Below are 19,994 nucleotides of genomic sequence, written 5' to 3'. Positions count from 1 at the left end.
ACACTTGAGCTAGCACACAGGCACTTCCTGGCCCCGGGATCTCCCGGGGCTTTGGCTGACCCTGTCCGCCTCCCGAAACCCGTGGAAGGACCCTCATGGCCCGGAACAAAATCGCCCTCATCGGCGCTGGCAATATCGGCGGCACGCTCGCCCACCTGATAGGCCTGAAGGAACTCGGCGACGTCGCCCTGTTCGATGTCTTCGGTGGGGTCGCCGCCGGAAAGGCGCTCGACATCATGCAGTCCAGCCCGGTCGATGGTTTTGACTCGGAAATGACGGGCGGATCGGACTATGCATCGCTTTCCGGCGCCGACGTGGTCATCGTGACCGCGGGCTTTCCCCGGATGCCGGGCATGTCGCGGGACGATCTCGTCGCCAAGAATGCGGGCGTGATCGCTCAGGTGGCCGAGGGGATCAAGCAGAACTGTCCCGACGCCTTTGTCATCGTCATCACCAACCCCCTCGACGCCATGGTCTGGGTGATGCAGCAGAAATCCGGCCTCCCGCCCGAGAAAGTCGTCGGCATGGCGGGCGTGCTCGACAGCAGCCGCTTCCGCCTGTTCCTGGCGCAGGAGTTCAACGTCTCCGTGGAGGACGTGACCGCCTTCGTGCTCGGCGGCCACGGCGACAGCATGGTGCCGCTCGTGCGCTACTCCACCGTCGCCGGCATTCCTGTCCCCGACCTCATCGCGATGGGCTGGACGACGCAGGAGAAGATCGACGCGATCGTGGCGCGTACCGCAAACGGCGGCGGCGAGATCGTCAAACTGCTCGAGAAGGGCAGCGCCTTCTACGCCCCGGCGGCCTCGGCCGTCGCGATGGCCGAGAGCTACCTGCGCGACAAGAAGCGCGTGCTGCCCGCCGCCGCCTACCTTACTGGTCAGTACGGCATCAAGGACCTCTATGTCGGCGTGCCGGTCGTGATCGGCGCCGGCGGCGTCGAGCGTATCGTCGAAATCAAGCTGAACGAGGCCGAGCAGGCCGCCTTCGACAAGTCCTGCGAGGGCGTGCGTGGCCTGATCGAAGCATCCAAGCAACTGGTGGGCTGACCCTCTCATGAACATCCATGAATACCAGGCCAAAGAGCTGTTGAAGGCGGCGGGCGTCGCCGTGCTGGAAGGCCATGTCGCCTGGACGCCTGAGGAGGCGGTGACGGCCGCCCAGCAACTGCCGGGGCCGATCTTCGTCGTCAAATCCCAAATTCATGCCGGGGGACGCGGCGCCGGCCGCTTCGCCGACGATCCGGACGGCAAGGGCGGCGTCCGCCTTGCCAAGTCGCACGACGAAGTCTACGCCGCCGCGAACGCCATGCTCGGCCATACGCTGGTGACCAAGCAGACCGGGCCCGCCGGCAAGACCGTCCATCGCGTCTATATCGAGGCCGGTTGCGACATCGCCCGCGAACTCTACCTTTCGCTCCTCGTCGATCGCGCGACCTCCCGCGTGCTCATCATGGCCTCTACCGAAGGCGGCATGGAGATCGAGGAGACGGCCGAGCATTCGCCGGAGAAGATCCTGCGCGTCGCGGTCGATCCGGCGACCGGCATTTCGCCCTTCCATGCCCGTGGGCTGGCCTTCGGCCTCGGCCTTTCCGGCAAGCAGGTCGGCGCCTTCACGAAGTTCGTCCTGGCCATGTACAAGGCCTTCATCGACCTCGACTGCGCGATCGTCGAGATCAACCCGCTGGTCGTGACCAAGACCGGCGACGTGGTGGCGCTCGACGCCAAGGTGAGCTTCGACGACAACGCCCTCTTCCGGCATCCGAACCTGGAGGAAATGCGGGACGAGGCCGAGGAAGACCCCAAGGAACTCGAGGCGAACAAGTACAGCCTCAGCTATGTGGCGCTCGACGGCACCATCGGCTGCATGGTGAACGGCGCCGGCCTCGCCATGGCGACCATGGACATCATCAAGCTTTACGGCGGCTCGCCGGCCAACTTCCTCGACGTGGGCGGTGGTGCGACCAAGGAGCGGGTGACCGCCGCCTTCAAGATCATCCTGTCCGATCCGAACGTCGAAGGCATCCTGGTCAACATCTTCGGCGGCATCATGCGCTGCGACGTGATCGCCGAGGGCGTCATCGCCGCCGCCCGCGAGGTGTCGCTGACCGTGCCGCTGGTCGTCCGGCTGGAGGGCACCAACGTCGCCCTCGGCAAGGAGATCATGGCGAAGTCGGGCCTGCCGATCATCGCGGCCGATAATCTAGCGGATGCCGCCCAGAAGGTGGTCCGCGCCGTTAAGGAAGCCGCATAACATGGCCATCCTCGTCGACAGCAACACGCGCGTCATCACCCAGGGCTTTACCGGCGCCCAGGGCACGTTCCACTCCGAGCAGGCCATCGCCTACGGCACCAAGGTGGTCGGCGGCGTGACGCCGGGCAAAGGCGGCTCGATCCACATCGACCTGCCGGTCTTCGACACGGTCATCGAGGCGCGCGAGAAGACCGGCGCGACCGCGACCGCCATCTACGTGCCGCCACCCTTCGCGGCCGACTCGATCCTCGAGGCGATCGACGCCGAGATGCCGCTGATCGTCTGCATCACCGAGGGCATTCCGGTGCTCGACATGGTGAAGGTCCGCCGCGCGCTGATCGACAGCAAGTCGATCCTCGTCGGGCCCAACTGCCCGGGCGTCATCACGCCCGACGCCTGCAAGATCGGCATCATGCCCGGCCACATCCATCGCCGCGGCAAGATCGGCATCGTCAGCCGCTCCGGCACGCTCACTTATGAGGCGGTCGCGCAGACCACGGCGGCCGGCCTTGGTCAGAGCACCTGCGTCGGCATCGGCGGCGACCCGGTGAAGGGGCTCGACTTCAAGGATGTCATCGCGATGTTCCTGGAGGACGACGAGACGCATGCGATTGTCATGATCGGCGAGATCGGCGGCGAGAGCGAGATCGTGGCCGCCGAGTTCATCAAGGCGAGCGGCACGAAGAAGCCGGTGGTGGGCTTCATCGCTGGTGCCACTGCCCCTCCGGGCCGGCGGATGGGCCATGCCGGCGCTGTCATCAGCGGTGGCCGGGATACGGCGGCGGCCAAGACCGAGGCGATGCTGGCGGCCGGCATCCATGTCGCCGACAGCCCGGCCTCGCTCGGCAGCACGATGATCAAGGCTATTGGCGGCTGAACTCTGCTGGGCCGAAAGTATAGGCTAACGAAAAAGGCTTAATGGCGGCGGCGATCATGCGCCGGGGACAACCCTGCGACCTTGAAGGGGTTGTCTCCGAATTGATCGCGAACGCCTATTTTTGCCGAGAGCCGCTGCCCCTCTCAGAATCCGATGGCAGCGGTCCCTCCCCGTCCGGGTGGGACTGAATGTAACGGAGCCCCTATGCCAGGCGTCGATATTCTCGCCACCGCCTTCAACGGTGCTAATGCGGCGTTCATCGCCGACCTCTATGCCCGCTGGGTCCGCGACCCGGCGACCGTGGATCCCAGCTTCGCCAACCTGTTCGAGGCGCTCAACGATGAGGCCCGGTTCATTCTGACGGATGCCTCCGGTGCCTCCTGGGCTCCGCGCCACTGGGCAATCGAAGCCGATGGACAGGCTCCCGTTGCGCCCTCCGCCCCTGCCGCGAAGAAAGCGCCCGCCCCGAATGGTGCCTCGGCTGCCATGGCGGAACCCGCGAGGGCCGGCGTCCCGATGCCGAAGGCGGAAGCCGCGACCCACGCCCACGACGATACGATCAACTCCATCCGCGCGCTGATGCTCATCCGCGCCTATCGCGTGCGTGGCCACCTTGAGGCGAAGCTTGACCCGTTGGGGCTTACGACGCCTCGCCACCATCCGGAGCTTGATCCGGCGACCTACGGCTTCGAGCCGCAGGACTACGATCGCCCGATCTTCATCGACAACATGCTGGGTCGTGAGACCGCGAGCCTCCGCGAGATTCTGCAGGTCCTGCACGACACCTACTGCGGCTCGATCGGCATCGAGTTCATGCACATCCAGGACACGGCGCAGAAGGCATGGCTGCAGCGCCGGATCGAAGGCGCGTCCTGGCGTCAGGAGATCGACACTGCTTCCAAGAAGCAGCTTCTTCAGGAGTTGACCGAGGCCGAGGCCTTCGAGAGCTTCTGCCAGAAGCGGTATGTCGGCACCAAGCGCTTCGGGTTGGAAGGCGGCGAGTCTACCATCCCTGCCCTGCACACCATGATCCGCACAGGCGTCCGCGCCGGCGTGCGGGAGGTGGTGATCGGCATGGCCCACCGCGGCCGCCTCAACACGCTCGTGAACGTCGTGAAGAAGCCGTTCACCGCGGTGTTCAGCGAATTCGGCGGCGCCAGTTCAAAGCCCGACGACGTGCAGGGCTCGGGCGACGTGAAGTATCACCTCGGAACCTCGACCGATCTCGAGATCGACGGCCGGAAGGTCCACCTTTCGTTGCAGCCAAACCCGTCGCATCTCGAGGTCGTCGACCCCGTGGTGGTGGGCAAGGTGCGCGCCCGGCAGGATGAGGCCGGCGACACGAATGGCCGTCATACCGTGATGGGCATTCTGCTGCATGGCGACGCGGCCTTCGCCGGCCAGGGCATCGTCTATGAGACGCTGGCGATGAGCCAGCTCATCGGCTACCGCACCGGCGGCACATTGCACGTCATCACCAACAACCAGATCGGCTTCACCACCGTTCCGGCTCATGCCTATTCCGGCCTCTACTGCACGGATGTCGCGAAGTCGGTGCAGTCGCCGATCCTGCACGTCAATGGCGACGACCCGGAGGCGGTGCTGTTCGCGGCGCGCCTCGCCACCGAGTTCCGGCAGGAGTTCTCCTGCGACGTGGTGCTGGACATCGTCTGCTATCGCCGCCATGGCCATAACGAGTCTGACGAGCCCGCCTTCACGCAGCCGATCATGTATCGCGCGATCGGCGAGTTGCGGACGACGCGCACACTCTATGCCCAGAAGCTGGTGACCGAGGGCGTCCTCACCGAGGACGAGGCGAAGCAGGTCTGGGACGGGTTCGTTGCCAAGCTGGAAGAGCATTTCCAGGCGGCGAAGTCCTATCGCCCGAACAAGGCCGACTGGCTTGAAGGCAAGTGGGCTGGCCTGAACCGTGGCGAGGAAGACGAGACCCGCTCGGAGGAAACGACCGGGGTCGCGATCGAGACTCTGCGCGAGGTCGGGCTGGCGCTGGCGACGGTACCGGGCGATTTCGACGTGAACCCGAAGATCGCGCGCCAGTTGGAGGCGAAGAGGGTCGCGGCCGAGACCGGCGAAGGCATCGACTGGTCGACAGGCGAAGCGCTGGCCTTCGGCACGTTGTTGCTCGACCGCCACCGCATCCGTCTCTCGGGCGAGGATTCGCAGCGCGGCACCTTCAGCCAGCGCCACGCGGTGCTGGTGGATCAGACCAACCAGAACGAATACGTGCCGCTGAACAATATCCGGTCCGAACAGGCGAAGATCGAGATCTACAACTCGCTGCTGTCCGAGGTCGGCGTGCTCGGTTTCGAATATGGATACAGCGTCGCCGATCCGCGCACGCTGGTGCTGTGGGAGGCGCAGTTCGGCGACTTCGCCAACGGCGCCCAGGCCGTGATCGATCAGTTCATCTCCAGCGGCGAGACCAAGTGGCTGCGGATGTCCGGCCTGACACTGCTGCTGCCGCATGGGCATGAGGGCCAGGGGCCTGAGCATTCCTCGGCGCGGCTGGAGCGCTACCTGCAGCTCTGCGCGGAGCAGAACATGCAGGTCTGCAACATCACGACGCCCGGCAACTACTTCCACGCTCTGCGCCGGCAGATGAAGCGGAACTATCGCAAGCCGCTGATCATCATGACCCCGAAGTCGCTGCTGCGGCACAAGCTTGCCGTCTCCCCGCTCAGTGAGATGGAAGCCGGCACGACGTTCCGGAAGGTCATCGGGGAAACGGAGTCTCTGGTCGCGCCCGAACAGGTCCGCCGCGTGGTGATATCCACCGGCAAGGTCTACTACGATCTGATCGCGGCGCGCCGGGAGCAGGACATTCGCGACGTGGCGCTGGTCCGGCTTGAGCAGATTTACCCATTCCCGGCGATGGGGCTTCGCACGGCGCTGACGCCCTACCGCAACGCCGAGGTGGTGTGGTGCCAGGAGGAGCCCGAGAACATGGGCGCCTGGACCTTCGTCGACCGCCGGCTGGAGCGGGTTCTGGTGGCGATCGATGCCGCGTCGAAGCGGCCTCGCTACGTTGGCCGGACCGAGGCGGCGAGTCCCGCCACCGGCTCTGCCAAGGTCCATGCCCAGGAACAGGCGGCACTCGTTGCCGCCGCTCTGCAATAGTCTAGACTAGATCAGTCAGATCCGATCAGGAGCGACGATGCCGACCGAGATATTGGTTCCCACGCTTGGTGAGAGCGTGACTTCCGCCACTATTGCCCGATGGCTGAAGAACGAGGGCGATGCCGTCGCGGCGGATGAGCCCCTGGTCGAGCTCGAGACCGACAAGGTCACGGTCGAGGTCAACGCACCTGCCGCCGGCGTGCTTGGGGCCATCCTGCAAAAGGATGGCGCCGAGGTCGAAGTGGGCGCCGTGCTCGGCGAGATCGGTGAGGCGGGAGGCGTTCCGTCCAAGAAAAAGCCTACGGAGAGCAAACCTGCTCCGGCAAAGTCCGCGGCACCCCCGCCCGCGGCCCCTGAGCCCGCGACGCCGGAACCCCCGGCGCCTCCCTCGGCAGCTGGCGGCACCGACATCGTGGTGCCGACGCTCGGCGAAAGCGTCACGACGGCGACCGTTTCGCGTTGGCTCAAGAAGCAGGGCGACACGGTCAAAGCCGATGAGCCGCTGGTCGAGCTTGAAACCGACAAGGTGTCCGTCGAGGTCAATGCGCCGGTCGGCGGCACGCTATCCGTGATCCATGCTGCGGATGGCGCCGAGGTCGAGGTCGGTTCCGTGCTGGGCGCCATCGGCGCCGGTGCGGGGTCTGCGGTTGCACCCTCGAGCAAGCCGGCGGCGAAGCCCGATGCAGGCGTCAATCCTCCGCCCCGCGCCGGTGGTCCGGTCGCGCGGCCGGCGACCCCGCCTGCCGATCGGGCAGCGGCTCAGGAGGCTTTCCCCAGCGCCACCAAGCGCATGACGGAAGCCGGCGTCTCGGCCGCCAGCATCGGGGCCGGCAGCGGCAAGGACGGACGCATCACCAAGGGCGATGTCATCGAATTCCTCGCCAAGCCTGCGCCCGCCGCCGCGGCGGCGCCCGTGCCTGCGCCTAAGGCCGCACGCACCGATGAGCCGCGCGACGAGCGTGTGAAGATGACGCGCCTCCGCAAGACGATCGCCAACCGCCTGAAGGAGGCGCAGAACACCGCCGCCATGCTGACCACCTTCAACGAGGTGGACATGTCGGCCGCGATGGCGCTGCGCTCGTCCTACAAGGACGCTTTCGAAAAGAAAAACAACGGCGTGCGGCTCGGCTTCATGTCGTTCTTCGTCACTGCGTGCATCGCCGGCCTGAAGGAGTTCCCGGCGGTCAACGCCGAGATCGACGGCGACGAGATCGTCTACAAGAATTACGTGCACATGGGAATCGCCGTCGGCGGAGCGAATGGGCTCGTGGTGCCTGTGCTGCGCGATGCGGACAAGATGAACTTCGCGCAGATCGAAGGCGCCATCGCGAGTTTCGGCAAGCGCGCTCGCGACGGGCAGCTGAAGCTCGACGAGCTGACGGGCGGCACCTTCAGCATCACCAATGGCGGCGTCTACGGCTCGCTGATGTCGACCCCGATCCTTAACCCGCCACAGTCGGCCATCCTCGGCATGCACAAGATCCAGGAGCGGCCGATTGCGATAGCGGGCAAGGTCGAGATCCGGCCGATGATGTACCTGGCCCTGACCTACGATCACCGGATCATCGACGGCAAGGAAGCTGTTTCGTTTCTTGTCCGGGTCAAGGAATCGATCGAGGATCCGCGCCGTCTTCTGCTGGGACTTTGATTATGAGCGACGCCTTCGATCTGATCGTCATCGGCTCCGGCCCTGGCGGGTATGTCTGCGCGATCCGCGCGGCCCAGCTAGGCCTTCGTGTCGCCTGCGTGGAGAAGCGCGAGACGCTCGGCGGGACGTGCCTGAACATCGGCTGCATTCCCTCCAAGGCGCTGCTGCAGTCGTCGGAGAACTTCAACGAAGTGCAGCATGGTTTCGCCGCGCACGGCATCATAGTCGATAGCGTCAAACTCGACCTCGACCAGATGCACGCGCGCAAGCGTGAGGTCGTCCAGGCCAATACCAAGGGCGTCGAGTTTCTATTCCGCAAGAACAAGGTGACCTGGCTGAAGGGCGAGGGCCGCATCGTCGGTGCGGGTCGCGTGTCCGTCGCGGGCACGGACTATGAGACGAAGGCGATCGTCATCGCCTCCGGCAGCGAGAGCACGCCCCTGCCCGGCGTCGCCGTCGACGAGCAGCGGATCGTGACATCGACTGGCGCTCTCGAACTGTCCGAAGTGCCGAAGCACCTGGTGGTGATCGGCGCCGGCGTGATCGGTTTGGAGCTTGGCAGCGTGTGGCGCCGGCTCGGTGCCGAGGTGACGGTGATCGAGTTCCTCGACCGCATCGTGCCGACACTCGACACGGACGTGGCTCGGGACTTTCAGCGCATCCTCGAGAAGCAGGGCCTCAAGTTCCGCCTGGGGATGAAGGTGACGAAGGCCGAGACGACCAACAGCGGCGTCAACCTCACCTTCGAGCCCGCGAAGGGCGGCGACGCCGAGACATTGACGGCGGACATCGTGCTGCTCGCGATCGGGCGACGTTCCTTCTCCGACGGGCTTGGCCTCGAGGATGCGGGGATCGCGCGTGACGAGCGCGGACGTGTGCAGACCGATGAGCACTACGCCACGAATGTGCCGGGCATCTATGCCATCGGCGATGTTCGGGTTGGCCCCATGCTGGCGCACAAAGCCGAGGACGAGGGGGTCGCAATCGCCGAGATCCTCGCCGGTCAGGCTGGTCACGTGAACTACGACGCGATTCCGAGTGTCATCTACACTTGGCCGGAGGTGGCGACTGTCGGCAAATCCGAGGACGAATTGAAGGCCGAAGGGGTCGCCTACAGCGTCGGCAAGTTTCCGTTCACCGCCAATGGCCGCGCGCGCGCTATCGGCAACACGGACGGCTACGTGAAGCTGATGGCGGACAAGGCGACAGACAGGCTGCTCGGGGCGCAGATCATCGGGCCGGATGCCGGAACGCTGATTGCAGAGCTAGTGACCGCGATTGAATTCGGAGCGTCGGCAGAGGATGTCGCACGGATCAGTCATGCCCATCCGACGCTCAGCGAAGCGGTGCGCGAAGCGGCATTTGCGGTCGAAGGTCATGCAATCCACATCTGACCTACCGTTCCTCATGCGTCGGAGCGGCCGCTCCTTCGGCTCAGCGGTGTGCCGTCAGTCTCCTGGGACAGCGGCTACAACGTCGCCCGAGGGCGGCGGCGCTTGATTTCCGCGAACAACAGCTGACCCGAACTTGCAACTGTCACGGCGGGAGCGGGCTGCAGATCCCGGTCGAGCTTGACGAACTCCGCGAAAGCCCGGCGTCCCGCTTCACGTGCGGCGAGATCGGCGCCGACCTTCAACGCTGCCTGGATCAGCAGGCCCAACTCTTTTTTGCGGCTCTCAATAGCCGTTGGAGTGTTTGCGGAAGATAGCCGGATCGGGTCCGACAACGACTTGTCTCTCGAAATGCGCATGGGGGGTTTCCTCTCACATCCGGATTCAACATCGAGAAACATATAGTTACGCCTCGCGAGATCCTAACGGTGTTGGAGGCGCGACGGGCTTGCTCGCCAAGCCGTGATCGCTCCGGACGCCTCAGCAAAAGATGATGAGCGCAACGATTGGCGGCGCTTGTCGCGGCTGCAGCCGCTCCCCAATACACCGGCATGAAAATCGCCCGCTTCCTTGTTGTGTCGACTGTTCTGGCAACTCTAGCCGCTTGTGCCGCCGAAGACCCGGCGCCGAGCACAGCGGTGATGCCGCCAGGCGCGCTTGGCACCAATGGCGATGTCGACGTCCGATCGCTGGATATCGCCGCATACTACTTTGGCCAGGTGATTCGGAAGCCGGCAGACGCTGCGACTGCTATTGCGGCGCTCGATTACATGGGCGGCGAACTCAACACGAGCCCGCGGTGGATCGACATGGACCCACTCACGCGCGCGCAGATGCTGGAAGCCCGAGAGACAGTGCGCTCCTACGTCGGCATCAGCCAGGCAGCGCCCTCGCAGGCAGTGGTCGATACGATGCTGGCGCTAGCGCAGGCCTATGGCACCGGAGACACGGCCGCTGTGCAACGCTTGTTGGCCAGCCCGATCTTCATTGTGCCTCCCGCCGAAGTGCAGGCGCATCTGTCCCATATCCCGTTGATGCCGGCCGTTAACAACGTGACAACCCGCGCCGACACCTTGTTCCCCGACCTCGGAACGCCAAGCTGACGGCGCCGATTCAGGTGGTTGGAACAGGCAGCCGCATCCAAGATGGCACAAGCGGCGTCAAAGCGGCCTCACCGCAGGTAAGTCCCCTCGCGCCGAGAGCGTCGAGCCGGAGCAGCGCCAAGCCGTGTCCGCCGATCACGGATCGCATCGTCCCGACTTCGCGGTCGTCATTCAATACGGGCGTACCGGGCTCCGGCGCGGGGCCATCGATCACGACCGGCACCAAGCGACGTTTGAGGAGCCCGCGATAGCGCGTCCGCGCAGTCAACTCCTGGCCCATGTAGCACCCCTTGGTCCAGGAGATACCGTTCAGTTCGTCGAAACCCGCCTCGAGGAGCACCGTTTTCTCGGCTTCGAGATCGCGCGAACCGTCCGGCAGACCGAGCTTGATGCGATGCTCGTCCCATTCGGCGATTGTCGCAGTCTCGGCCAGAGGAGCATCGGCTATGATCCGCCATCCAGCGGCCTCCAGCCGAGGATCGGGAGCGATCAGGAACACCCCCTGATCGGGCAGCGTCACAGGACCACCCCAAGCGGTCTGCACGACGTACGGCGTGGCGACAATCGCCACCTTCGCCCGCAGACGGAAGCGCGAGAGCCGCGTCACGATCATCTCCTGCTGCGCCGCCTCCACATCCAGCAGCAGGCAAGAGCCGTCGGAGAACACGAAGAACTCGGCAAGCCATTTGCCCTGCGGGGTCAGCAGCGCCGACCACAGGGCAGCGCCGGGGGCGGCGAGCTCGATGTCCTGCGAGACGAGGCCTTGCAGGAAGGTGACACGGTCCTCGCCCTCCACTGCAATCACCGACCGATGCGCCAGACTCGCGACTTTGGTCATAACTTGCGTTCCCATCCCCGGGCAGCCTGCTGCCAATAGCTCAATTGGTGCCCCTCGGCTTTCGCGGCAATCCAGCGGCGGCGCGCGGCGGCAACGGCTGCTTCGTCATTGCCGTCGAACAGGTCGAAGACGCGGTCGAAGACGCCCAGCCGCTCACTCGACGACCCGTCGACAAGAAAAAGAAACCGGGCACCATTGGGAGCCTCGTCGAGTTCGGTAAGCCAGATCGGCTGCTCGCCGGCGCGGCCTGTGGCGGCCGTGCCATGGGGAAGCCAGTCCGGGTCGGCACAAAGCCAAAGTGCGTTGTCCAGGGCCGCCAGCCGCTCCATGCTCCCACAGCGGATGACGGCGCGCTGCCCGGCCGCCAGCGTGCGCCCCAGCAACGGCGGCAGCGCCTGATCGATGCTCGTCCGCATGAGATGGTAGAAGCCGATTTCCGCCATCAGGCACCGCGCCTATGGATGATCCGGGTCTTCGTAGCGCAGCGCGATCAGCCGGTCCAAAAGCCGCACGCCGAACCCGGTGGGACCGGCCGCATGCCCATCATCCGCCTCGTCGCGCAGGTCGGTGCCGCCGATATCGATATGAGCCCAGGGTGTCTCGTCCACGAACCGGCTCAGGAAGGCCGCGGCGAGCCCGGCGTCAGGCAGGAGCCGCCCGTTCACGCACTGCTTGATGTCGGCGATGTCGGAGGCGAGCTGCTCCCGCTGTTCGCCGGTGAAGGGCAGGCGCCAGACCGGCTCTCCGGATGCCACCCCGGCCGCGGCGAGGTTCGCTGCCAGAACGGTGTCGTTCGCGTAGCAGCCCGCCATCTCCTGCCCGAGCGCGACGACGACGCTGTAGGTCAGCGTCGCGATGTCGACGATGGCGCGCGGGCGGAAGCGGGCGATGGCATAGGAGAGCGCATCGGCGAGGATCAGCCGCCCTTCGGCGTCCGTATCGACGATCTCGACCGTCAGGCCGTGATGGCTGCCGATCACGTCGCCCGGGCGATAGGCGTCCGCGCCCGCCATGTTCTCCGCGAGCGGGAGAACGGCGATGACCGAGGCCGGGGAATCGCGGCGGGCCAGCGCCAGCATCGCACCGGCGCAGACGGCGGCGCCCGCCATGTCGCCACGCATATCCCACATCCGGTCCGCCCCTTTGATCGAGATGCCGCCGGTGTCGAAGGTCATTCCCTTGCCTACGAACACCACGGGCGGCAGCTCCAGCCGTCCTTGCCAATGGAGCAGCGCCAGCGCAGGCGGATTGGCGGATCCGCGGCCGACAGCGGCGAGGAGATGCAGCCCCTTGCCGCTCAGCGCGTCGGCGGGGATGACCTCCACCAAGACCCCGGCGGCCTCGAGGAGACTGAGCTGCTGAACGAAGGTCTGCGGCGTCAGCAGATTGGCGGGCTCCGCAATCAAGTTACGGGCGAGGATCGTCGCCTCCAGCGACCCCACAGCCTCCCGCCAACGCACGCCGACATGCGCCGGATTATCCACCACAAGTGCAATATGCTCGATCTGCATGGCGCTGCCGCCGGCGTCGGTCGGCCCCTGCCGGTAGTTCGGGAAGCGCCAGGCACGCCTGGCAGCGCCGAACGCCAGGGCCACCGCGACTGCGCGCGGCAGACCGCGCCCGTCGATGGCGATCTCACGGCAGGCCGAGAGCACGACTGCCGCACGGGCACCGGCTGCCTCGGCGGCTCTCGGTGCGCCGAGGCCCAGCAGGAGAAGCTCGCGGTGGGCGTTGCTGGAACCGGGATCGCCTGGAAGAAGAACCGTTTCATCCGGTTTGCCAACGAAACCGGAGACGCGGGCGGCAGGTGCCATAGCCGCGGGAACGGCTCCATCCCGTATGGGCAGCACGAGCGGCACCGCCGGCCCGAGATCGTCGATCCCCACCAGGCTGAGCTTCAGTTGCAGCTCAGCCATCCCGCGGCGGGATTTTTCGAAGCGGTTCACGAGCGAGACGTCGTCCGGGCGTCAGGCCTCGTAGTGATCGCGGACCAGCCGGTCGAGAAGCCGCACGCCGTAGGCCGTCGCCCCTTTGGGCACGCAGGCGGCATCCTTCGAAGACCACGCCATGCCCGCGATGTCGAGGTGCGCCCAGGGCTTGTTGTTGACGAAACGCTGGATGAACTGGGCGGCGATGATGGCGCTACCGTGCCGGCCGCCGATGTTCTTCATGTCCGCGATGTCGGACTTGATGGCCTTGTCATAGGCCTCACCGAGCGGCATGCGCCAAAGCTTCTCCCCGGTCGCGATGCCGGCGCTGGTGAGCTTCTGGGCGAGTTCCTCGTCATTGCTGAACATGCCGCCGTGCTCCTGGCCGAGCGCCACGATGATCGCGCCGGTCAGCGTCGCCAGATTGACCATAAGGGCCGGATCGAACTTCTCCTGCGCGTACCAGAGCACGTCCGCGAGCACGAGGCGGCCTTCAGCGTCGGTGTTGAGAACCTCGATGGTCTGGCCGGAATAGCTCGTCACCACATCGCCCGGGCGCTGCGCGGAGCCAGATGGCATATTCTCGACGAGGCCGACCAGCCCCACGATGTCAGCCTTCGCCTTGCGGCCCGCGAGCGCCGCCATCAGGCCGACGACGGCGCCGGCGCCCGCCATGTCCCACTTCATGTCCTCCATGCCGCTGGCCGGCTTGATGCTGATGCCGCCGGTGTCGAAGGTCACGCCCTTGCCGACGAAGACCAGCGGCTTACGCGGCTTGCGGCCGCCCGCGCCGTTCCACTGCATCACCACCATCCGCGGTTCCTGCACGCTGCCCTGCGACACGCCGAGGAGCGCGCCGAAGCCGAGCTTCTCGAGTTCCTTCGGTCCCATGATCTCGACCTTCACGCCGAGCTTGGTCAGCGCGCGGCAGCGCTCCGCCATTTCCGGTGGTGTCAGAACATTCGCCGGCTCCGTCACCAGGTCGCGAGCAAGGTAGATGCCCTCGGCCACCGCTTTCAGCGGTGCGAATGCCGACTTGGCCTTTGCATGGTCTTCCGCCTGCACCGTGATGGCGGTGAGCTTCGGCTTGTCCTCGGGCTTCTCCTTGGTCCGGTAGAGGTCGAAGCGGTAGGCGCGCAGCACCGCGCCCAGGCCCAGATGCGCGGCCTCAGAGGCTGCCAGTCCTTCGGCGAGAACAGTCACCTGCGCCTCCTGCGAGAGAGCGGCGGCGATTCCGCCACCGGCCTCCTCGACCGTCAACGCCGTCAGGTCAGCCCGCTTGCCCAGGCCCACGACGAGCAGTCGCGTCAGCCCCTCGACGGGCGCGAAGAGCAGCACGGTCTTCCCCTTCTGGCCCTTGAAGCCGGCGACCTCGATCGCGCGGGATATCGCACCGCCCGACGCTTCGTTCAGCGCCAGTCCGGCGCCTGAGAGAGCCTCCTCCTCGGCCAACAGCAATGCGACCGCACCCGCCTTGGGCGGGACTGGCTTCGAGAAAGCGACATCAAGCATGGAATGATCCTTTAGGTGCGGCGCCTGCCGCGCATCGGCAGCCGCCGCGGACGTGTCATGACATTCGACGTGCGACACTAACAGTTGTCGCACGCTTTGCCACTCGTGCCAGTCCCGACTATCACCCGCTTCGGGTGGTGGCCGTCGCCGACACGCAACAATAGGTTAGGAAGGTTTTGATTTCGCGCGAGGAGTATTGCCGGACGTGTCTTTTCGAGTACCGGGGAGCTTCTCCACCGGTAGGCGGCGGCGCATGAGCGTTGCCACGTTGCGGCTCGTTCCCGACGCTGCCGGCATCGCACAGGCCGCGGCTCTGCTGAGAGCGGGGCAACTGGTCGCCTTTCCAACCGAGACGGTCTACGGCCTCGGCGCCGATGCAACGGATGAGGCCGCCGTGGCCGCCATCTACGGCGCCAAGAACCGGCCGAGCTTCAACCCGCTCATCGCCCATTACGCGACGGCCGCCGCCGCATTCGGCGACGTGGAGCCGTCAGCGCTTGCCGAGCGACTTGCCGAGGCCTTCTGGCCCGGCCCCCTCACCCTCGTCCTGCCCCGGCGTCCGCTCTGCACCGTCGCCCGGCTGGCGGGCGCGGGCCTCGACACGCAGGCGGTGCGCGTCCCTGCCCATCCTGTCGCGCAACGGCTTCTGGCGGCGGTCGGGCGAGCGGTCGCCGCGCCCTCGGCCAACCTTTCGGGCCGCGTCAGCCCGACGACGGCGCAGCACGTGCTGGAGGGGCTCGACGGCCGCATCGCCGCGGTGATCGATGGCGGTGCCTGCGCCGTCGGCCTCGAGTCCACAGTGGTCGACCTCAGCGGTTCGCGGCCCAACCTGCTGCGCGCCGGCGGCGTCACCCTCGAAGCGCTGCGGGAGGTCGCGCCGGCGATGGCCGCCGCGGAAGACCATGACGCAGCGGCGCCACGATCGCCCGGACAATCGCTCTCCCACTACTCCCCAGACCTGCCCTTGCGGCTGAACGCGACGGAGGTCGCCGAGAACGAGGCGCTGCTTGCCTTCGGGCCGGCGATCCCCGGTGCGGTGCTTTCCTTCAACCTCAGTGAGGTCGGCAATCTCGCTGAGGCGGCAGCGCGACTGTTCGCCGGTCTCCGCTGGCTCGACAGCCAGGGCCGCGCCCTTGGGTGTCGAGGGATCGCAGTCATGCCGGTTCCCAGGGAAGGCCTGGGCGCCGCCATCAACGACCGACTTAGCAGAGCCGCCCACCGCTGAAGCCGGCGTGCGCCAGGGTGCTATCCGCGCGTCCATCTGTTTGATGAGCGTCACCCGGTCCGCGGCCGGAAACTCCCTCCGGCTTTTCATTTCGTGATTGCCACGCCGGGGTTGTTCCGGGTAGAAAATCAAATCTGTCTCCCGTCTTAAGGTGAGGCGGTGGCTACCCAAAGGTGCGGGTAACATCCCTTCCTACTCATTCCGGTTTAATTTTTGTAACGATCCAGGTATTTGGCATGTTCAACGCGCGCCAAGCCCTGCCCATACGACGTGGCTAGTTAGGAAGTTTTGCCTCTTTTGGGTGCAGGTTACCAACGGATGATCCTTTTGGACGATGGCGACATTGATAGGATCGACTTGAAGACTGCTAGTGTCACAACCGAAACATCTGAACTCATACTCCGGAGCGGTTTGTTCGACCTCGACTGGTTCTGCGGCGCGTATGGCGTCGATGCCGGCGTCGCCCTCGTCGAGTGGTGCAACGAGGGCTGGAAACAGGGCCAGCAGCCCAACCTCTACTTCGACACCAACTGGTATCTGACCTACTACAGGGATGTGGCGTCCGAGGGGGTCAATCCACTTGTCCACTACATCCTCCACGGCGAACAGGAGGGTCGGCGTCCCTCGCTGCTCTTCGATCCGCTCTGGTACCGGGAAACCTACGGCCTGCCGGAGAGCGAGGTATGCCTGGCGCATTACCTGCGCGAGCGGCTGACCGGCGCCTTCAGCCCCAACCCCGATTTCGACACGGGGTTCTACCTGACGACCTACGCTGATGTAGCCGCCGCCAGGATGGATGCCTTCGCCCATTTCATGGAGCGCGGGTTCCGCGAGGATCGCTCCCCCTCGGCCGATTTCGACACCGCCTTCTACCGTCGGCGCTATTTGCGGCATCAGCCGGAAGCCAATCCGTTGCTGGATTATCAGCGCCGGCGCGGCGAGGTCGGCATCTACGCCAAACGCCCGCTCCAGGAAGCGACGATCCACGGCGAGATCGCGCGCTTTTCCCGGCCCGGCGGCGCGTTCGAAGCTTGGGAGCCGCTGCCGGCCGCCGCCGGGCTGAAGGCCTGGGTGCTGGCCTACTACCTGCCGCAGTATCACAGCATTCCGGAGAACGATGCCTGGTGGGGTCGTGGCTTTACGGAGTGGACCAACCTCGGCCGCGGCATGCCGCGCTTCGTCGGGCATTACCAGCCGCGCACACCGCGCGACCTCGGGCACTACAGCCTCGATGACCCGAAGACCATGCGCCGGCAGATCAAGATGGCGAAAGCCTCAGGGCTGCACGGCTTCGTCTTCTATTTCTATTGGTTCAACGGCCACCGCCTGCTGGAGTCTCCGCTCGACCGGTTCCTCGCGGACCCCACGCTCGACATGCCCTTCTGCCTGATGTGGGCGAACGAGAACTGGACCCGCCGCTGGGACGGCTTCGACGACGAGGTGCTGATCAGCCAGGACTACCGCCCGGCAGAGGACGAAGACCTTGTCCTCACCTTCGGCCGCCACTTCGCCGATCCGCGCTACATCCGGCTTGAAGGTCGGCCGGTGCTGATGATCTACCGGCCGGGCCTGATCCCTAACGCGCCCGAAACCATCGAGCGCTGGCGCGGGCTGTTCCGTACCCTCTGCGGCGAAAACCCCATCATGATGATGGGCCAGGGTTTCGACGCCACCGATCCGCGCGAGTTCGGCCTCGACGGCGCGATCGAGTTCCCGCCCCACAAGCTGACCGCCAACCTGTCCAAGATCAACGACAGTCTCGAATGGCTGGACATGGAGGCGAAGACCCACGTCATCAGCTACCAGGAGACAGTGGAGGTCTCGCTGAGCGAGCCGCGGCCTGCTTATCCGCTGATCAAGACCGCGGTGCCGAGCTGGGACAACGATGCGCGCCGCGAAGGCCGCGGCCTGGTGCTGCACGGCAGCACGCCGGCGGCCTTCGGCCATTGGGTTTCGGCGTTGATCGAGCAGGCTCAGGCGGCACCCGTCTTCGGCCAGCCCATCGTCTGCATCAATGCGTGGAACGAGTGGGCGGAGGGCGCCTATCTGGAGCCCGACATCTACTACGGCGCGGCCTATCTCAATGCGCTGTCCCGTGCCGTCAGCCTCGATACCACGGCCGCCGATCGCGGCAAGATACTGCTCGTCGGGCACGACGCGCACCGGCATGGGGCGCAGACGCTGCTGCTCGCGCTTGGCCGGCAACTCCGCCGGGCGCATGGGCTGTCAGTCGAGTTCCTCCTGCTCGAAGGCGGCCCGATGGTGCAGGACTACGCCGAGGCGGCCCCGGTCACGATCACCGGGCGCATCTCGGATCTGCCGCCACAGGCAGCGAAGCTTGCAGAGCGTGGCTTCCGCTGCGCGATCGTCAACACGGTCGCGGCCGGCGGCGCGTGCCCTGTCCTGACCCAGGCCGGGATCGCCACGACGCTGCTGGTCCACGAACTGCCCAGCCTGATCCGCGAGAAAAGCCTTACCCAGGCGACGCGGCGCGGGCTCGCCGGCGCCGCCCGCACGGTATATCCGGCGGCGGCGGTGCGGGACGGCATTCTCGATCTGATCGGCGAGGGCGAGCACGGCCGCGCCGAAGCACATATCCTGCCGCAGGGCGTCTACCAGCCCATGCGGTTCGATCACTCGAAGCGGGCCCGCGTGCGGCGCGAGCTTGGCCTGTCCGCACAGAACCGGCTCATCATCGGCGTCGGTTTTGCCGATATGCGGAAAGGCTTCGATCTCTTCCTGCAGCTTTGGCGCGCGTTGCAGAGCAGCGGGCCTGGAGTGCATCTCGCCTGGGCCGGCAACATGGACCGGGAGATCACGAGCTACATGGCGCCCGAGATCCAGGCGGCCGAGGAAAGCGGCACCTTCCATCTACTCGGCTTCAGGCGTGATCTGGATGCCCTGCTCTCGGCCGCCGATGCCTTCATCCTCACCTCGCGGGAGGACCCGTTCCCCTCCTCCGTCCTCGAAGCGATGAGCGCGGGCCTGCCGACGATTGCCTTTGCGAGTTCCGGCGGCATTCCCGACATGCTCATCGACCACGACGCCGGACAGGTGGTGCGGCGTGGCGACGTGGCTGCCATGGCAGAGGCCGTAGGCGCCGTCTGCAGCCTGGACGCCGAGGCGCTCGATGCCCGCCGCGCCCGCCTTGCCGCAGTCGCTCATGAGCACTTCAACTTCGCAACCTATGCCCGGGACCTCGCCGACCTTACCGAGTGCAACCTGCTCACTGTCTCGGCGGTTATCCCGAACTACAACTACGCCCATCACCTCGAGAGCCGTCTGCAGTCGGTGTTCCGGCAATGGATGCCACTGCGCGACGTGATCCTGCTCGACGACGCCTCGACGGATGAGAGCATCGCGGTCGCCCGCAAAGCGGCGGAGGCGGCCGGGCGGGACCTCCGCATCATGGTGAACGAGCAGAACTCAGGCTCCGTTTTCCGGCAGTGGCGGCGGGCCGCCGAGGCCGCCACGGGTGAGTTCCTCTGGATCGCCGAGGCCGACGACGAGAGCGATCCGCGGTTCCTCACGCGCCTGCTGGGAGCGCTGGAAGCGCAGCCGGATGCCGTGATGGCCTTCTGCGACAGCACCGCAATCGACGAGAGCGGCACCGTGCTCAGCGACAGCTACAAAAGCTACTACAACCGCGTGGCGCCGGGCCTGCTCGCCGCCGACGGGCTTTTCGGCGGCCAGGAGTTTCTCGCCCGCTGCATGGCGGAACGGAACATCATCCTCAACGTCAGCGGCGTGCTGTGGCGCCGGGAGGCTTTGCTCGCGGCGCTCGACCGCTGCGGCAACGCGCTCGCGGAATACCGCATGGCCGGCGACTGGCTTCTCTATACCGATATCCTGAATCAGCCGGGCGCCCGCATCTGCTACGTGGCGGAGCCCCTCAACCGCCACCGTCGTCATGGCAAGAGCCTCACGCACGCGCTGGATGCCAAGCGCCATGTGAAGGAGATCGCCTCCGTGCAGAAGGTGGTCGCGACCCTGCTCAAGGCGGACCAGAAGCTGCGGCGCCGGCAGGCCGCGTATATCGCTGAAGTGACAGGGTATCTGGGCGCCGCGTGAGCGCCGGAAA

General features: G+C 66.0%; 14 protein-coding genes and 1 pseudogene. 10 read left to right on the top strand and 5 right to left on the bottom strand.

Translation table 11 applies throughout. The features are described 5' to 3' along the window. The first annotated feature begins 95 nt into the window (after positions 1-95). From mdh to lpdA, 7 genes and pseudogenes are all read left to right on the top strand, one after another. On the top strand, positions 96-1,049 hold the full coding sequence (gene mdh, locus ACOEQ1_RS04285) for a malate dehydrogenase (RefSeq protein ID WP_419757980.1): 954 nt from the start codon (positions 96-98) through the stop codon (positions 1,047-1,049). Positions 1,050-1,056: 7 nt separating this feature from the next. After that, positions 1,057-2,253: an ADP-forming succinate--CoA ligase subunit beta gene (gene sucC, locus ACOEQ1_RS04280; RefSeq protein ID WP_419757979.1), complete on the top strand. Its 1,197-nt coding sequence runs from the start codon at positions 1,057-1,059 to the stop codon at positions 2,251-2,253. Position 2,254: 1 nt separating this feature from the next. Further along, positions 2,255-3,130: a succinate--CoA ligase subunit alpha gene (sucD, locus tag ACOEQ1_RS04275; protein WP_419757978.1), complete on the top strand. Its 876-nt coding sequence runs from the start codon at positions 2,255-2,257 to the stop codon at positions 3,128-3,130. A gap of 204 nt (positions 3,131-3,334) precedes the next feature. Next, on the top strand, positions 3,335-6,268 hold the full coding sequence (locus tag ACOEQ1_RS04270; RefSeq protein ID WP_419757977.1) for a 2-oxoglutarate dehydrogenase E1 component: 2,934 nt from the start codon (positions 3,335-3,337) through the stop codon (positions 6,266-6,268). A gap of 37 nt (positions 6,269-6,305) precedes the next feature. Next, a pseudogene (locus tag ACOEQ1_RS04265) lies at positions 6,306-6,521 on the top strand (biotin/lipoyl-containing protein); the annotation flags it as partial. 156 nt (positions 6,522-6,677) lie between these two features. Beyond that, positions 6,678-7,916 (top strand): 2-oxoglutarate dehydrogenase complex dihydrolipoyllysine-residue succinyltransferase, encoded by a 1,239-nt coding sequence (gene odhB, locus ACOEQ1_RS04260; protein WP_419758637.1) that lies wholly within the window; start codon positions 6,678-6,680, stop codon positions 7,914-7,916. Positions 7,917-7,918: 2 nt separating this feature from the next. Then, on the top strand, positions 7,919-9,310 hold the full coding sequence (lpdA, locus tag ACOEQ1_RS04255; RefSeq protein WP_419757976.1) for a dihydrolipoyl dehydrogenase: 1,392 nt from the start codon (positions 7,919-7,921) through the stop codon (positions 9,308-9,310). Positions 9,311-9,384: 74 nt separating this feature from the next. Here lpdA and ACOEQ1_RS04250 read toward each other — a convergent pair whose 3' ends face one another. Further along, a complete protein-coding gene (locus ACOEQ1_RS04250; protein ID WP_419757975.1) occupies positions 9,385-9,708 on the bottom strand; it encodes a hypothetical protein in 324 nt (107 codons plus the stop codon). A 105-nt stretch (positions 9,709-9,813) separates the two neighbouring features. Between ACOEQ1_RS04250 and ACOEQ1_RS04245 the strand changes: the two genes are divergently transcribed. After that, the gene (locus ACOEQ1_RS04245) at positions 9,814-10,410 is read left to right on the top strand and encodes a hypothetical protein (RefSeq protein WP_419757974.1); all 597 of its coding nucleotides are present in this window, start codon (positions 9,814-9,816) and stop codon (positions 10,408-10,410) included. 10 nt (positions 10,411-10,420) lie between these two features. Here ACOEQ1_RS04245 and ACOEQ1_RS04240 read toward each other — a convergent pair whose 3' ends face one another. The 4 genes from ACOEQ1_RS04240 to ACOEQ1_RS04225 are packed head-to-tail and all read right to left on the bottom strand — an operon-like array spanning position 10,421 to position 14,688. Further along, complete coding sequence (locus tag ACOEQ1_RS04240) at positions 10,421-11,248, bottom strand: YgfZ/GcvT domain-containing protein (RefSeq protein WP_419757973.1); 828 nt, start codon at positions 11,246-11,248, stop codon at positions 10,421-10,423. Beyond that, positions 11,245-11,691: a DNA polymerase III subunit chi gene (locus tag ACOEQ1_RS04235; protein WP_419757972.1), complete on the bottom strand. Its 447-nt coding sequence runs from the start codon at positions 11,689-11,691 to the stop codon at positions 11,245-11,247. Before ACOEQ1_RS04235 ends, ACOEQ1_RS04240 begins: the two co-directional genes overlap by 4 nt. Before the next feature lie 12 nt (positions 11,692-11,703). Then, on the bottom strand, positions 11,704-13,164 hold the full coding sequence (locus ACOEQ1_RS04230) for a leucyl aminopeptidase family protein (RefSeq protein WP_419757971.1): 1,461 nt from the start codon (positions 13,162-13,164) through the stop codon (positions 11,704-11,706). Between the two features lie 51 nt (positions 13,165-13,215). Then, on the bottom strand, positions 13,216-14,688 hold the full coding sequence (locus ACOEQ1_RS04225; RefSeq protein WP_419757970.1) for a leucyl aminopeptidase: 1,473 nt from the start codon (positions 14,686-14,688) through the stop codon (positions 13,216-13,218). A 253-nt stretch (positions 14,689-14,941) separates the two neighbouring features. Here ACOEQ1_RS04225 and ACOEQ1_RS04220 point away from each other — a divergent pair, with 253 nt between their 5' ends. Beyond that, positions 14,942-15,913 carry an L-threonylcarbamoyladenylate synthase gene (locus ACOEQ1_RS04220; protein WP_419757969.1) on the top strand — a complete coding sequence of 324 codons (972 nt, stop codon included), beginning with the start codon at positions 14,942-14,944 and terminating at the stop codon, positions 15,911-15,913. A gap of 411 nt (positions 15,914-16,324) precedes the next feature. Next, a complete protein-coding gene (locus ACOEQ1_RS04215) occupies positions 16,325-19,984 on the top strand; it encodes a glycoside hydrolase family 99-like domain-containing protein (RefSeq protein ID WP_419757968.1) in 3,660 nt (1,219 codons plus the stop codon). Positions 19,985-19,994: the final 10 nt, after the last annotated feature.

This window comes from Acidisoma sp., assembly GCF_965199065.1.
In the GTDB taxonomy this organism is placed as follows: Bacteria; Pseudomonadota; Alphaproteobacteria; order Acetobacterales; family Acetobacteraceae; genus Acidisoma.
This window is presented reverse-complemented; position numbering and strand designations above follow the sequence as displayed.

What these genes read in the sequence shown, in the direction of transcription:
- mdh (WP_419757980.1), top strand. Translation starts at nt 96, where the DNA reads ATGGCCCGGAACAAAATCGCCCTCATCGGCGCTGGCAATATCGGCGGC.
- sucC (WP_419757979.1), top strand. Translation starts at nt 1,057, where the DNA reads ATGAACATCCATGAATACCAGGCCAAAGAGCTGTTGAAGGCGGCGGGC.
- sucD (WP_419757978.1), top strand. Translation starts at nt 2,255, where the DNA reads ATGGCCATCCTCGTCGACAGCAACACGCGCGTCATCACCCAGGGCTTT.
- ACOEQ1_RS04270 (WP_419757977.1), top strand. Translation starts at nt 3,335, where the DNA reads ATGCCAGGCGTCGATATTCTCGCCACCGCCTTCAACGGTGCTAATGCG.
- lpdA (WP_419757976.1), top strand. Translation starts at nt 7,919, where the DNA reads ATGAGCGACGCCTTCGATCTGATCGTCATCGGCTCCGGCCCTGGCGGG.
- ACOEQ1_RS04250 (WP_419757975.1), bottom strand. Translation starts at nt 9,708, where the DNA reads ATGTTTCTCGATGTTGAATCCGGATGTGAGAGGAAACCCCCCATGCGC.
- ACOEQ1_RS04240 (WP_419757973.1), bottom strand. Translation starts at nt 11,248, where the DNA reads ATGACCAAAGTCGCGAGTCTGGCGCATCGGTCGGTGATTGCAGTGGAG.
- ACOEQ1_RS04235 (WP_419757972.1), bottom strand. Translation starts at nt 11,691, where the DNA reads ATGGCGGAAATCGGCTTCTACCATCTCATGCGGACGAGCATCGATCAG.
- ACOEQ1_RS04230 (WP_419757971.1), bottom strand. Translation starts at nt 13,164, where the DNA reads ATGGCTGAGCTGCAACTGAAGCTCAGCCTGGTGGGGATCGACGATCTC.
- ACOEQ1_RS04225 (WP_419757970.1), bottom strand. Translation starts at nt 14,688, where the DNA reads ATGCTTGATGTCGCTTTCTCGAAGCCAGTCCCGCCCAAGGCGGGTGCG.
- ACOEQ1_RS04220 (WP_419757969.1), top strand. Translation starts at nt 14,942, where the DNA reads ATGAGCGTTGCCACGTTGCGGCTCGTTCCCGACGCTGCCGGCATCGCA.